6 protein-coding genes are annotated in these 16,079 nt (G+C 37.3%); 5 read left to right on the forward strand and 1 reads right to left on the reverse strand.

Translation table 11 applies throughout. From position 1 onward, the window contains the following. Window positions 1-220: 220 nt before the first annotated feature. Complete coding sequence (locus KEM10_RS18980; protein ID WP_212218098.1) at window positions 221-1,870, reverse strand: tetratricopeptide repeat protein; 1,650 nt, start codon at window positions 1,868-1,870, stop codon at window positions 221-223. 307 nt (window positions 1,871-2,177) lie between these two features. Here KEM10_RS18980 and KEM10_RS18985 point away from each other — a divergent pair, with 307 nt between their 5' ends. The 5 genes from KEM10_RS18985 to KEM10_RS19005 all read left to right on the forward strand — a co-directional run bounded on the left by KEM10_RS18985 (window position 2,178) and on the right by KEM10_RS19005 (window position 16,031). Beyond that, window positions 2,178-2,324 (forward strand): hypothetical protein, encoded by a 147-nt coding sequence (locus tag KEM10_RS18985; RefSeq protein WP_212218101.1) that lies wholly within the window; start codon window positions 2,178-2,180, stop codon window positions 2,322-2,324. 8 nt (window positions 2,325-2,332) lie between these two features. Further along, on the forward strand, window positions 2,333-9,967 hold the full coding sequence (locus KEM10_RS18990) for a S8 family serine peptidase (protein WP_212218104.1): 7,635 nt from the start codon (window positions 2,333-2,335) through the stop codon (window positions 9,965-9,967). Window positions 9,968-10,029: 62 nt separating this feature from the next. Next, window positions 10,030-11,979 (forward strand): T9SS type A sorting domain-containing protein, encoded by a 1,950-nt coding sequence (locus KEM10_RS18995; RefSeq protein ID WP_212218107.1) that lies wholly within the window; start codon window positions 10,030-10,032, stop codon window positions 11,977-11,979. Window positions 11,980-12,616: 637 nt separating this feature from the next. Beyond that, window positions 12,617-13,048, forward strand: coding sequence for a DUF4625 domain-containing protein (locus KEM10_RS19000; RefSeq protein WP_212218110.1), 432 nt, complete (start codon window positions 12,617-12,619; stop codon window positions 13,046-13,048). Between the two features lie 58 nt (window positions 13,049-13,106). Continuing rightward, window positions 13,107-16,031, forward strand: coding sequence for a SusC/RagA family TonB-linked outer membrane protein (locus KEM10_RS19005; RefSeq protein ID WP_212218113.1), 2,925 nt, complete (start codon window positions 13,107-13,109; stop codon window positions 16,029-16,031). Window positions 16,032-16,079: the final 48 nt, after the last annotated feature.

The following is a 16,079-nucleotide window of genomic DNA, read 5'->3' on the forward strand; positions in this document are numbered from 1 at the left end:
ATCATATGTACCAAGTCAAAAGTAATCAAGTCAAAATTCAAAAGTAATATGGCTAATTGTTTAAAACAGTCTCCGGATTTATAGCTCCGGACTTTTAATGTTAATTCGTAGAGTTGTATAATTGCCATTCACTAAGCACTGCGCACAAAGCACAATAAACAGAGCTTCTGCCTCTTCGGTCTCCGAGCTAACAGCTATCAGCTAATAGCCATGAGCTTTTCTAAAGCTCCGCCAAATACGTAACCAAATTAATATCAGTACCGGTTAAATTAAGCTTTTTTCGTAAACGGCCGCGTGCTACCTCAATACTCCTGATGGTTTGATGCGTTATGGTTGAAATCTCCTTTGAACTAAGATTTAGCCGTAATAAGGCAGCTAATCGCTCTTCGGAGGGTGTTATATTACTATGCAAACTTCTTAGTTTTTTGTAAAACTCGGTATGTACCATCTGAAAACGATACTCAAATTCGTTCCACAACTCACCATCTGACTCCGCATTCAGGTTCTGTACTATTTTCTGAATCATTAATTGGTTTTCCGATCCCAGGTTTTGCTTTAAGGTTAACAGGCTTTTGGCTACGCTGTTAATTAATTCATTTTTTTGCACCAGGTACATTACATTGGTGGTGAGCTCCTTGTTTTTGGTATCTATTTCCAATTCCAGATTTTTGTTCTCTAATTTAATTTTTGATTTTTGCTTTCGATAGATAATAAGCCCCATAATGGCAACAACCAATATGGCAAGCAGAATTACCAACACAATAAAAAAAGAGAATTTCATCCTTTCTTTATCCATTTCGGCCTCTTCTTCCACCTTATCCAATTCGTACGAGATTTGCAATTGAGCAATCTGGCTCATTCGTTGCTCATTCAGTAAGCTATCGCTCAACTGCTTGTATAGTTTATGCTCATTTAGCGCTTTGTAAGGTTGGTCTTTCTTTTCGTATATCTCATACAAAAACATATGAGCAATTTGTTCCGATTCAAGTAAACCTTTGTCCTCTGCTAATTTTAGCGATTGCAAAGCTGCCCATTCAGCGCTGTCTATCCGGTTGATTTTATTGTAATAATCCGATAAGAAATAATACGATTTGGCTAATCCTTCGGTGTCATTAATTTCTTCTCTAATATTAATAGCCTTGGATAGATATTCTTTGGCTGAGTCATAATTCTGGTTCTTAACCTCTAGTTTACCAAGGTTATTATAGATCGATCCAACAATCTGGGGGTAGTCGATCGACTGACCAACATCCAGAGCCTTTTTATAGTATAGGTTTGCCTCTTGATTGTTATTAAGCTTTTCGTAGGCACTGGCAAGGTTATTATAAACCTGCGACAAGTATTTTAAATATTCCTGCTTTGCATCAAAGGGCATTTCATTAAAATAGGCAATGCATTTATTATAATACACAATGGCTTTGTTGTATGCCTCAACTCTATCGTAAACAGCTCCAAGGTTACTTAAGGTTCTAATGATGCCTATTGAATGATTGTGTCTTTCGAATATGCGAAGTGCATAAAAATACAATTCCATCGTTTCTTTGTAATCTCCCAGAAAATAGGTTGTAAGTCCCGATTCCAGTTTAAATAAGGCACAATTAATATCATCATCAAAACTATCGGCCAAAGTAAAGCCTTTGTTACTGTATTCAAGTGATTTCTTATAATCCTTGCCACGAGAAAGAGTGCTAAGCTTAAATAGTATATCCAATTTTACATTGTATTCCTGCGTGTTTTTAAGCTGAGTAACCAAACTGTCTTCTTGTGTCATATTGTAAGGTGCAGCTTCGGCTTTTATACCACTTATAAGTAAAAATAGCATAGTACATAATAATGCAATAACAGATGATGATTTAAAGTCTGACTTCATAGAGTGTATAAATATTAATGTTTTTCTGGTCGTGCAGTTACTAATCAATAAGCATACCGAAAATTAGGCGAGAGTTATAAGAGATGGTAATGAGAGTTAAAAAGAATCAATATATCAGGTATATAAAGATCAAATGAGAGGTGATGTATCAGGTGTAAATTAGAAGCCAAATTCTGATGGAGAGGTTTTGTGCGTAATGTGAGAAACCAAGTAGCAGTGAAATATTTCTTTGATCACTATGCTTTTATGTCTTTTGTAAAATCATTGTTAACACGTGTACGAGGTACAAATAAGAAATGGTTAAAACATGATGAATAAGTATACATGGAAAGATTCTATTAAGCGCGATATCAAAAAGCGTGAAGAACAAAACCAAGTGTTTCGAAAACTGATAAAGATGTTTGGAGAGGTTTGTGAGAAAAGAATCAACGGTAAGATAAAAAGTAAAAATTAATAGTATATATGATTATTTCTACCTATTTAAAAAGCTTGGTTTGCTTTTGTTTTATATCTATTATAACAGTAAGTGTTGTTGGTCAACAACCCGCTGTATATAAAAATGGTGTATTACAAAGCGAGTTTAAAGTAAAATTAAAGCGCGAAGTATCGCTTCCTTCAGCCGGATTAAAATCAACACAGGCTAATGGTTATTCTACTGTGGGGTTGACTGGCGTAGATAAGCTTAACTTTCAGTTTGAAGCCATTTCATTTGAAAGACTTTTTCCGTATTCGGCCAAATTTAATGCAAGGCATCAAAAACATGGTCTTCATTTATGGTATAAAGTAAGAATACAAGCCGATGCCGATATTGCTGATGTTCTAAGAGCATATGCCGATGTAGCTGAAATAGAATACGCAGAGCCTTTTTATCAACGTAGTCTGATGCCTTATAATATAAGTGAGGTTACAGATGAAGTAGTAAAGAATATACGTAGCACAAAATCGGCGTCACCTTTTGATGATCCACGATTTGATGAGCAGTGGCATTATCATAATACCGAAGATAACCCGGGTATTCCTGGAGCTGATATTAATCTGTTACGTGCCTGGGAAAGGGAAACCGGACATCCTGATGTTATTGTTGCTGTTATTGATCAGGGAGTTGACTATTTACACGAAGACTTAGCTGATAATATGTGGATTAATGAAGCTGAGTTAAATGGTACTCCGGGTGAAGACTCTGATGGTAATGGTTACATCGATGATATTTACGGATTTAATTTCGTTAATATGACCGGAAAAATTGAACGCTTAGATCATGGTACCCACGTAGCTGGTACTGTGGCTGCAACCAATAATAATGGTATTGGTGTTTCGGGTGTTGCCGGTGGTTCGGGTAATGGCGATGGTGTGCGCATTATGTCGTGTATGATTATGAGCGAAAATGCAAGTGGTGATGCTGCTGCCGCTTTTGTATACGCTGCCGATAATGGGGCTATTATTGCTCAAAATAGTTGGGGGTATAATCAACCCGATGTATATGAACAGTCGGAATTGGATGCGATTGACTACTTTATTGCTGAAGCCGGACAATTTAGAGGCAGCCCAATGAAAGGGGGAGTAGTTATTTTTGCAACTGGTAATATGGCCGATGAAGGTAATTACTGGCCTGGTTGTTATGAACATGTAATTTCAGTGGCAGCTACCGATCCCTATAACCATCTATCCAATTACTCAAACTATGGAGAGTGGGTTACTGTATCGGCTCCGGGTGGAGAAGTTACAAAAGGATCAGAATATGGTGTTTTAAGTACCATGCCAAATAATAGCTATGGCTTTTATGATGGTACATCAATGGCTTGTCCACACGTTTCAGGAGTTGCCGCACTTGTTGCCTCTCAATACAGGGGTGGTGATTTCGATAATGAGCAATTAATTGCCCGCTTAATCGGAGGAACCATTCCTTTAGATACCATCGAATTTAATAAAGGATATGAGGGTAAAATGGGTATTGGTGGTGTTGATGCCTACCTTGCACTGCAAAAAGATAATGGTATACCACCCAACCCTATTACAGATTTAGTATCGGAAGGTACATCCTCTAATTTTGCACGATTAAAATGGACCGTGCCAGTGGATGAAGATGATGATGAGCCTCGTTATTTTCATATTTATTATCATACAATTCCTTTTGATACAGCTACTATAAACAATGCTGAGCGTAAAAGAGTAGGTTCGTCTTTACGAGCTGGTGAAGAATTTGTGTATGACTTAAACGGTTTAGAGCGCAATACAACCTATTACATAGCTGTTTCGGGTGTTGATCGTTGGGGAAATGAGGCTGAATTGTCTGATTTAATAAGTGTTAGTACTAATAATGGCCCAATAATAGAACTCGACAAAGAATTGATTGAGTTCGGTATTGATGTAAGAAGCGATTCTGCCTCTCATCAGTCTTTTACTATGTTCAATAAGGGTGACGGAATATTAAAGTGGAATATTGTACCACGTCATATAAAAAATGTTGACACGTATAACACCACGCCGTTAAAATCCAACTATCAATTCCATAATAATGGAACACGTTCGGGAGTAGTTAAAACCCAAAGTGTAAATGAAGGTAGTATTACTCCTTTCGAGCAGGTTCCATCCGAAAATTATATTTATTACTTCGACGTGGATGTTATGGAGACTTCCATGATTAGATTGGGTGATCAGGAACGAACCAGTCCGAATAGTACAGCTACCTATTTCAAGGTAACAGATGAGGAAGGGTTTAACTTAACGGGTGCTGAAATAGGTGTTTATTTCGAGAATATACCAACGGATTCAATGCACATTGAAGTGTATCAGGGACATGATATTACTACAGCTAAACTCTTACACTCTCAAGTATATTATGTGCAGCACGATGGAGTTACCTTTGAAGAGGTATTCTTTTTAAAACAAATGCATTTTAATCAAGGCGATGGTTTCTTTATCGTTTACCATATAGGACCTGGATATCAATATCCTGTGTTAGCATCCGATGCAGAGGATACTTCCACATCGGACTATTGTTACTTTAGTACCGATTTTGGAAATACATGGAAAGTACTAAAAGATGTTTATGATGATGAGCTAAAGGTTTTTAATGTTATTGCAATTAGCGCTTTAGAGCCATTGGGCGAGTACATTAAACTTTCAGAGAGTAGTGGCTTATTAGCCGCCGGAGAATCGAAAGAAATAGATTTAACCGTTAATGGCCATGAATTAATTAATGGTGAATACGATGCACAATTGCAAATATTTGGTGAAGGCTATGATGAATACTGGAAGAATGTGGATCTTGATTTTAAAGTAGATGGACATACTTATAAACTAGAGAGTGATGATTTACTTGAGTTTGGTAATGTATTTATTGGCGAATATTCTACCGAATCAATAGTAATACATAATGTTGGCCTGGGTGCATTTGATAATGGTGGTGCCATTGATATTAGTATTTCCAACGAAGAGTTTACTCTTATTGGTGAAATGACAAGTGCCATACAGGCTCAACGAGCCTTCAAAATTGATTTAAGATATACTCCGGTAAAAGAAGGACCATCAAATGCAACAGTAACATTAACAGAGAAGAATGGAGGTACCTATGAATTTAAACTTTTTGGTGTTGCCTCAAAACCTGCTAAAGCAGTTTTAAGTCCTACTTATAAAGAATATTCTGATTTAGATCTTGATACCATTGTAAGGGATCATTTTTACTTACGTAATGATGGTGACTATCCTTTACGTTATTACGTACCTAAGTTTGCCGATGGAAGTAATATGCCCGATTATGATGAAGGAATGATTCATCGTTTTGGTTATGCGGGAGGACGACTTGAACCTGAAACCGGTGAAGATTTCGCTTTTGAGTGGAATGATATTTCTATTTCAGGAAAAGAAATTACCGATGCGTTCCGTTTAGACGGAAGTGTGGTATACAAAGAGGCACTCATTGGTTTTGCTTTTCCATATTTTGGTAACACTTACGATACTTGTTACATAACAAACCAAGGAGCTATTGCCCTAAGTAATAATGGTTGGTTTAATGCCAAACCTGCAGGATACAACAATCCTACGCAATCGCACAAATTAATTAGTGCCTGGGGTATGCCTTTCGATTTAAATATTGGAGGACAAATATTTTACCAGTCCTATCCTGATAAATTTGTTTTACAATATGAAGGGGTTGTACATGGAAGTTATATATGGGATACCAATAGTAATTCAGGTATTGGTTGGTTAGATGAACCGATTACATTTCAGATCATACTCCATCAGGATGGAGATATTGATTTCTTATATAAAGATTTAGGTGGTGTTATTAATGACGAGCGGATTGGCTTTAACCGATCTACAACATTAATAATGATCGAAGATCAAACGATTGAAGATGCTTTGGTGCTGAATGGATTTGGTACAGAAGAAGATGAACCACGTATTTATAATATAGTTCCTACCACCGGACATAAAATATACTTTAAAAATCCGGGATATGGTGTTGTTACTTCACTAACGAATCCATACGGACTTGTTCAGGTAGGAGATTCTATACGCTTAGATTACGAGTTTGATACTGATGGACTATATGTAGGAGATTTTGAGGAAAATATTAATGTTATTACTAATGATCCTATTAATACCACTTTATCTTATTCAATTAAAATGGATATTGAAAGTGGTGGCGAAGTAAACTATACATCTAATGTTGACAAAGTAGACTTTGGTGATGTGTTTCAGGGTGGCGTTTACGATTATAAACTAACCATAGGTAATGATGGTAAGGCCATTGGCTTTTTAACATCTGTAACAACTAAAAATGAACTATTTGAAGTATCGGGTTACATGCCTGTAGCTTTACGTCCTAATATGTACTCTGATTATATAGTATCAGTTAATGCTAAAGATTTAGGTGAGCTTAATGACGTGGTTGTATTTACCGATACATTGGGTAATAAATTCGAGCTGGATGTTAAATGCAACGTGATATATGCCCCTGAAATAGGTTCAGGTAAAGATAGAATTGAAGAAACTTTATCTTTTGGTGAAACAAAAACGGTACAGGTCTCCATCTCAAACAGCGGATTAAGCGATATGGAAGTATCTCCATCGGGTAATGAATGGATGAATGTGTTACCTGCAGGGCAAGATAGTTACCCAGAAGGTTTTGATTATACGCATACCGTTGAATATGATGCTGATCATTTATTTAACCCTAGTGATGTTATTATTTCAGGCGAAAAACTAGAAATGCCTGAAGATCCATTTGATGAAGAAGCTTATTGGGTAGGTGTACCGTTGCCATATCCAGTAAATTATTATGGTGTAGATGCCGATACCTTATTTATAGGTCAAAATGGTGTTATTACAACCATAGGGGGGCAGGATGCCATGATAAACGGGCCGGATTACTATATTCCTAACGAAAATGGATTACAAGGCTTTTTGGCACCCGTCTTTGGATTTAACGGTTTGTCAAACCCTGAGGATTACCCTCTAACAGGTGTATATTGCAAAGGGTATGAAGATAAATTTGTTGTAAGGTTTCAGGATATTGCCTCCTTTGGAGGGGGAAAACCTATATCTACTGAAATTTGGATGTTTCGTAATGGATTAATCAAGTTTATGTATGAAATTGATGATCCTTCAACTGTACATTTATTATTGGAAAGTACTTTAATAGGTATTGAAAATCATGACGGTAAAAAAGGAATTCAGGTTTCGGCTCGTACCAATGGTGTAATCAAAGATAAAACAATAGTAACATTCATTCCTAAAGAGACATATACAGTTAAATCAAATGGTTCAATGGATTTTGATGTCTATCTGAATGCCCGTTCAATATATGGTGGAGAATATCAAGATCAAATTGTATTTGAAAACAATACACCTGATAATCCAGCCTTTTCTATACCGGTTGATTTAAGTGTAATTGGAATAGACAACATTGTAATTGAAGATACTTTAGATCTGGGCGATGTATATATTGTTGATTACGATGGCGAGGATTATCAATCTCCTTATAAACGATATGAATATGAATTTACCATTAGTAATGAGGGTAGTAGAGCTCTGTTTATACGTAATCTGGCAATGCAAAATGGTTTTGCAACCTATTCAATAATGGGGGATGATGATAAATTTGGTAATGGTAATTCAGAAGACGGTTGGATAGATATCTCACGTTCGCGTATCAACCATACTCTTTATCCTAATGAAAAGGAAGTCTTTATGTTAAGAGTTACTCCTTTAGAACAAGGTATTATTGCCGATACATTGTTGATCATTTGTGATACTGAAGAAGGTGAAATAAGATTGCCTGTTGATGCTCATTTTACTATGCCTCCTCGTATCAATATTCATTCAGAAGGACTGCATGTGTATGCTAATACGGCCAATGAAACAGATAGTAAACAGTTTACCATTTCAAACGATGGGCCGGTTGACTTAGAATATCATATGGAGTTTGTATTGTATCGTCAACAAGTTGAAAATAACTTTTTAGCACAAACTTATTCGCAAGGTTATAGTGCTTACAATGCGGGAGCCGCTTTACAGGTTAATAATTCTATCGATTATTCGTCAGCTGCATTTGATGACTCTGATATTGATTGGGACGATTTTAATAATATACTTGAGCACGAAAACGATGAAACATCAACCAGTGCTGTTGGTTTTGGTGGAAGTTACGAGTTTTATGCCGCCACAGCTTTTGAAGCTCCTAGTACAGGATTTAATTTATCACATGTAATGGTGTGGTATGCCTGGGGCGAAATTCTTGAGTCTGATATTCAAGTAATCATTAGAGGTGGTAGCGACGATTTTTATAAAACCGAAGTTCTGGCAGTAACTGATTACAAGCATACGGCCGAGACAGCTTCTTCAAAAGGAGAGTATGTTACTATTGAACTCGATCAGTCAACATTCTTCTTTCCATACGAGAAGTTTTATGTGATGTTTAAGTTTAGCGAAGATGTAACTTTTCCTCTGGGTACAGCCCAAGTGCAAACATCTCGTCTTGATCGTTTTTACTTTGGTGATGGTCAAAATTTTTATGATGCTGTATCACAAGGATATGGTACCATGGCATGGATGATGAAAGCAGCAGAGATGGAATTAGGTGATGCTGTATGGGCAAGTTCAGATGACGAAAAAATTGGTGAATTAACACCCGGAGCTGAACAAAGTTTCACGGTTAACTTTAATTCTGTTTACGCAGGACAAGGAGTTAATACCGGAGCTGTTGTTTTTAGAACCAACGATCCATATACTGAAAGAGCAGAGTTGCCTATTAGCTTAACACGTAATAAAGGTCCTCAATACGAAGATGGCAGTGAAGTTAATTTTACTATCGACGAGATGGAAGTATTAGAATATACCTTCAGGGCATATGATGAAGAAGGAGATAATTTTACTTTATCGTTAAAAGAAGAAGTTAAGTACTTAACATGTGAGATTGATGGCGACCAGGTATCTATTGTTTTTGAACCCGACTATGATGGAGCTGGTAATTATGATGTTGTTATTTCAGGTATGGACTCCTGGGGTAATCAAACGGAATGCACTATTAAGATTACTGTTAATAATGTAAACCGTGCACCGGTAGAAGAAATAATTATCGGAACTCAAAAGTTTGATCTGCAAAACGAAGATGGTTACGTAATACAACTTACAGATTATATTATAGATCCGGATGGAGATGATATTGAATTTGATGTAAGTTACTCTAATCCTGAGGTAATGGATGTTTTTCAAACAGGAGAAACAGTTGTATTCATTCCTCAAGCCCTTGGATATTCAGAAGTAAGTATTGAAGCCACTGATGAACACGGAGCAACCTTGGAAACAGCTTTTGATGTGTTTGTTGAATATCGAGTGGGTATTGATGATAATTGGGAATCGACCATAAGAATGTATCCAAATCCGGTTCAGGATGTTTTATACCTCGATTATCAGGGTATCAATGCCGAGAGATATGATATAATTGATGCCAGCGGATCAGTTCTTAAAAATGGGAATTTGTTACATGGTAGTCATGAGCAGATCTCAGTTACAAACCTGATGTCGGGAATATATATTTTAAAGATTTATACCGATCAGGGAGTTGCCATTAAAAAATTCACAAAACAATAAAATATAAAGCTTTCCTGCACTCATCGCAGGAAAGCTGATTTATAAACTTATAAAATGTAATTATGAATAAACTTTTATTCTTCTTATTTACTTTCGCATTTGGCCTTCAATCTGTGTGGGCGCAAGGACCTGTTCTACCAACGCAAAACACCGACCTGGTGCATACCTTCAACGGGACAGTAAAAGAGGTAAAGGCGTTTGATGCTGGTATTATCTACATAATTGATGATGCAACAAATGATATAATTGAATATTCACTAAATGGTACGGATTTTAGCGAGTCTGAGCGTCTTGAATATGGAACCGCTTCTAATCTTTCGTCATGGGCAGGTAGTTCACGCGCTTTCTATTACGGAGAAAGTGATGATAATCTTTTAGGTGTTGAATTACGTGTTAATAATTCTGGTAGTTCCTCGTTATTGTTAAGTTCAGGTCATGGCGATCATCCGGGTTTAACAAATGTTATTAGAAATCAGGTTAATAATCAGGATGTTTTCTTTTACATAGGTAGAGGTTCTGTAAATCCTATTTATGGCGAAGAAGCCTTCGTATACGAAACAGATGGAACCGATGGCGGTACATGGAATATTAACAGTGGTGGTTCTGGATACAAACCCGTAATGTTAAATGGATTGCATAAAGATGGCATATTTAAAAGTTATGAAATGGATGGTGCAGTTTATTTTGCAGCCACTGTATCCGGAATTGGCTTTCCAAACGGTTTATTTAAAATAGAGGTAGATCCTGTAAGAGGAAGTGAAATTGTGAATGTGCTCGATCCTCAGGCCATGGGTAATACCTGGGCTGATGTATATATTAATGACAAAGGTTACTATGTAAAAGATGAGGTGTTGTTGGGCGAAAACCCCTTGAGTGGCGCCATTAACTTTTATCCGGTAGAAAATGTAAATAATGTTTCAACTCTATCGGGAGGTCATTTTTGGGAAGAAGAGTTAATTGAGTTCGGTAATAAAGTGTTTACTATTGTCGATCCTTTTAATGCGGGTTCAGATAAATTATTAATCCGAAAAGTGGGCTACATCAATCTGGATGATAACACGGTTCATGCCATTGATGTTACGCTTCCAACTACCGATGATGAGGCAGCAAACCTTTTAATAAGTGAGGATAAATTGTATTTTACTGCTTACTCGTTAGAATATGTTCAGGGTATTTATGCTATTTCGGCAAATGATAACAATCCTGAACCAGTTTTAATAAAAGAGTTTACAGATAGCGAATTCAGAGGCATGACAGCTGTAGAAGGGGGTATTGCTTTTGCCTATTGGAATGAAGCTGATAATATGGGAGTTGTTGAAGTTACTCAAGGATATGCCGAATCGGGTTATATGCTTTTCAGAGGTCCTGATAACGGATTCTACACCTGGGGTAAAGTAACCAATTTACTTTCAAACGGAAACGAACTATTTGTGTTTGAAGAAACAGGTAATGGTTCTGAAATGAATATATTCAAGCACAATGTTGCTGAAGATGGTGAATTTAAACTAAGTACCGTCAATTTTACAATTGAAGATAGTGAGACAACAAATACGATTGCTAATGCAACGCTAACTCTTGAAACAAATTTGGATGCATTTGAATTTCAAACTGACGAAAATGGTCAAACTATTGCTGAACAAATACCTGCTACCTGGTATAATTATACATTAAGTGCTGAGGGGTATCATACAAAAACAGGTAGCCTGTTTTTAATGCAGGGTGCTTCTGAGGAAACATTAGTGTTAGAAGCAGATGAGGCTACTAATATTCCTGATTTTGAGACTGTAGAAACAACTGCTTATCCAAACCCTACTGACGGATTAATTAACATTCAGTCTGATAAGGCAATTGTTAAGGCTCAGGTTTATAATGTTGCCGGAAGTATGTTACTGACTGAACTAGGTAATGATATTCAAACATTAGAATTAAGTCGCTTGAGTAATGGTGTATACATTCTTGTGCTTACTAATGAATCTGGAGTTACACAAACTATCAAAATCACTAAAAATTAGTCAGTATTTAGTAGAAATTAGTCAGTAGTGATTAAATATTTATAGCCCCGGATGATGAAGCGTAGCGATTGAATCCGGGGAATATCAAAATCCGCTGACTGTCGCACTCACAAGCTTGTTTTATAGTTCGAAACTTTCTGCGACAGCGAGGAAAGGTTAGAAAGAAGCTTAAGCGATACTGACATAAGAGATACTAAGCTCGCAAGAGTTATAAAAGAAATAAAGTTCTCCGTGTAAAAGCGGAGGCTTTACTCATCAACCAACTAAATCCAATGTTTTTAGGTGAATCCTTACAACATCATCTATGATTAAAGTCGTAAAGAGATTGATTTTATTGTGCCTTTTCGGCCTCAGTAGAGATGATTAATGATTTGAAGTATAGCTTTAGTAAGACCGGGAAGCTGATCCGGCAACTGCCGGATCAGCTTCCCGGCCGCACTTAAGGAATACAAAAAGCATAAAACATCTCTAATGCAGCCTTGACTTTCTTTGTTTCGTTTCTTGTGTTAAGACAAGAAATGAATTGAAAATCGGCGAAGCCAAAAGCCTCCGCGACTTGAGCGGAAGTAGAATAGGAAAAGATAGAACAGGTATAATATTGGTCAGCTCAATATTGAACAAATAAAAACAACATAAAATGTTAAAAGTGCTAAGAAATTTAATAGTGTTGGCAATGGGCCTGCTGTTGTTAGAAGCATGTGGAAAAGATGATATTGCTGATACTACAGCACCAGAGGCATTTATTGAAACACCTGTTGCCAATACAAAATACTACAGGGGTAATACCTTATACTTAAATGCTGCATTTACCGACAATACAGCATTAAACGAATGTGCCGTTTACCTAACTTCTCAACAATCAAAAAATACCAAAGGATGGGATAGTCCCTGGAATCCTGATGATCATATATTCAAGTTGTCAGGTAAAGAAGATGCTATAACTGATCAGTATCTGTTCGAAACCACTATTCCATTTAATATTATGTCGGGTGATTATATCCTTGTAATTGTAACCTCAGATCAAAGTTTGAATTACAGTCAAACTGAGATTCCAATATATATTCAATAAGCATTCAATCAATCATACGATTGGTTATTTAAACTAAAAAATCAAAAACTACATTATAATGAAGCAATTATTAAATTACTTGCTCCTGATGTTTTTTATCTCATCCGGTTCTGTATTGGCACAAAACAATGTGCTTACAGGAACCATTACAGATATAGCAGATGGAGAACCCATGATAGGAGTAACCGTAGTAGTGAAAGGTACTACAGTTGGAACCGTAACAAATTTTGAAGGTACATATAACCTTAAGGTTCCGGCTGATGCCGAAGCCATTGTATACTCATTCATTGGATACAAGGCAGAAGAAGTTGCATATGCCGGCCAGCAGGTTATTGATATTGTGTTGCAGGATGATTCCGAAACCATTGATGAGATTGTTGTTACCGGTTACGGTATTCAAAAGAAAGGAACTTATACTGGTTCGGCAGAGGTAGTAAGTGCCGAAGCGTTGGAGCAAGTTCCGGTGGCCAGTTTCGATCAGGCATTACAAGGACGTGCTGCAGGTGTTGTTTCGGTTGGCTCATCGGGTCGTCCGGGAGCGGGTTCTACAGTGCGTATCCGTGGTATGAGTTCGATTAATGCAGGTAGCGAACCATTATACATTATGGATGGTGTACCTATTACAAGTGGACAGTTTAGTTCATTAAATCAAAATGATATTGAGAACGTAACCATTCTGAAAGATGCAACAGCCACATCACTTTACGGTAGTAGGGCGAGTAACGGGGTAATTGTAATTACTACCAAGAAAGGACAGGCCGGCATGATGAAAGTTCAGTATCGTGGTCAGTATGGATATAACCAAATTGCACGCGATAACTATAATATGATGAATACCGAAGAGCGTATTTGGTATGAAGAGGCCATTGGGTTAAAATCATATACCCCACAAGAGAAGATGGTATTAATGCGTACCGATACCAATTGGCTGGACGAAGTATTAAAAAATGCAATGACACAGTCGCACGAGATTTCATTTAGTGGAGGTAACGATCGTACGGTGTTTTATGTGTCAGGAAGTTACTACTATCAGGACGGTATCCAGTACCGATCAGATTTTGAGCGTTACAACACGCGTATTAACTTAGAAACAAAGGTTTCGGATAGAGTTATTTTTGGTACCAACCTTACCATTGGCTATGAGCAAAATAACTTAACAGTTTCGCCCGATAGTGATGCCGGTGCTGCAACCAATGTATACAACCCTATTTTTGCGTCGCGTTTGTTACTGCCGTATCTGGAGCCGCGCAATGCCGACGGAAGCTATAACAGCACTAACTATCCGTTTGCCAATCCTATTGAGCAGGTAATGCTGAATGAGAATAGCACTAACACAGTAAAAATTGTTGGTAGTGCTTATATGCAAGCCGAGTTAGCACCTAAACTTGTTTTCAAAACTAACTTAGGTTTTGATTTTTATGATTATACAGCGCATAGTTATCTTCATCCCGATTCTGAATGGGGTCAACCTTATGGTGGTTTAACATCGCGTGCCTTCCGTCGTAATTTCCGATTTACGCCAACCAATACCTTAAATTACAATTTCTCGATAGATGAAAGGCATAACTTTAATTTGTTAGGTGGTCAGGAATTAGTAATTAATAATTTCGAAAACTTTGGTGTGGCAGCCCGTTCGCTACCAAGCGATAAAGTGGGTAACCTGGGTAGCGCAGCCGAAATTGACAGCTGGGCCGGTGGATTTGAAGATTATACTTTCGCTTCGTTCTTTACCAATGTAAACTATAATTACAACTATAAGTATTTGGTTGATTTTAGTGTTCGTCAGGATGGATCATCACGTTTTGGAGCAAACAATCGTTGGGGTACTTTCTGGAGTGCCGGTGCAGGATGGAACATGCAGGAAGAAGAATTTATCAAAGATATTCACTGGATCGATCAATTGAAATTACGCGGTAGTATTGGTACTACAGGTAACGCTAATATTGGTAACTACGAGCATTTGGCATTATGGGGATACGATACTTATATGAACAACAGCGGTGCAATATTCTACCAGTATGCAAATGAGGATCTGACCTGGGAGAAAAAGCTGAAAACCAATGTGGCTATTGATTTGGCATTCCTACGTCGCTACAGGGCAAAAGTGGAATTGTATAGCGAAACAACCAAAGATATGTTGTATTTCGTACCAACCTCACTTACTTCCGGTATCAGCGGTCGTATGGAAAATATTGGTGAAATGAATAACAGTGGTATTGAGTTTGAATTTGAAGCTGATGTTATTCGCACAAAAGATTTTGGTTTTACCGTAAATGCTAATGTGGCTTATAACCGTAACAGGGTAACTAAACTGTATGGTGATATTAACGAAATTGATAATGTAAGTACCATTATCGAAGTAGATCGATCATTCGGAACATTTTACCTTGCTGAATGGGCCGGTGTAAACACAACCAATGGTAAAGGAATGTGGTACACAGCCGATGGTGAGGTAACCGAAGAATATTCAGATGCTCACCGTGTAGTGCACGAAGGCAAAAGCTTTTTGGCCCCGTGGAGTGGAGGTTTTACAACCTCATTCTCGTACAAAAACCTTGAATTATCAGCTTTCTTTACCTGGATGGCTGATAAATGGATGATTAATAACACTCGTTATTTCACCGATAGTAATGGTATGTTTGCTACTTATAACCAAAGTGCCGATATGTTGGATTTCTGGCAAAAACCAGGTGATGTTTCTGCCAATCCTCATCCGAAGTATCAAGATAACCAAATGGACACTCGTTTGTTAGAAGACGCTTCATTTATGCGTTTGAAAAACTTAACATTAAGTTACCGTTTCAATCCAGAATTAGTCGGAAAAACAAACTTATTCACAGGGTGCAGAGTGTATGCTCAAGGTCAAAACCTTTTGACTTTTACTAAATACTCAGGCTTTGATCCTGAATTTTTTGGAGCATCAGAAGCTAACATGTATCCGCATGTACGAACCTTTACATTCGGTATTGATCTTAGCTTCTAATAAACAAGTTTAGTAATTATCAAAAATGGTTAGCAGGCCTTTTTGAGA

The organism is Carboxylicivirga linearis, assembly GCF_018271995.1.
GTDB classification, from domain to species: Bacteria; Bacteroidota; Bacteroidia; order Bacteroidales; family Marinilabiliaceae; genus Carboxylicivirga; species Carboxylicivirga linearis.

Excerpts from the sequence above, each read along its gene's own strand:
- KEM10_RS18980 (WP_212218098.1), bottom strand. The coding sequence starts at position 1,870 with ATGAAGTCAGACTTTAAATCATCATCTGTTATTGCATTATTATGTACT.
- KEM10_RS18985 (WP_212218101.1), top strand. The coding sequence starts at position 2,178 with ATGATGAATAAGTATACATGGAAAGATTCTATTAAGCGCGATATCAAA.
- KEM10_RS18990 (WP_212218104.1), top strand. The coding sequence starts at position 2,333 with ATGATTATTTCTACCTATTTAAAAAGCTTGGTTTGCTTTTGTTTTATA.
- KEM10_RS18995 (WP_212218107.1), top strand. The coding sequence starts at position 10,030 with ATGAATAAACTTTTATTCTTCTTATTTACTTTCGCATTTGGCCTTCAA.
- KEM10_RS19000 (WP_212218110.1), top strand. The coding sequence starts at position 12,617 with ATGTTAAAAGTGCTAAGAAATTTAATAGTGTTGGCAATGGGCCTGCTG.
- KEM10_RS19005 (WP_212218113.1), top strand. The coding sequence starts at position 13,107 with ATGAAGCAATTATTAAATTACTTGCTCCTGATGTTTTTTATCTCATCC.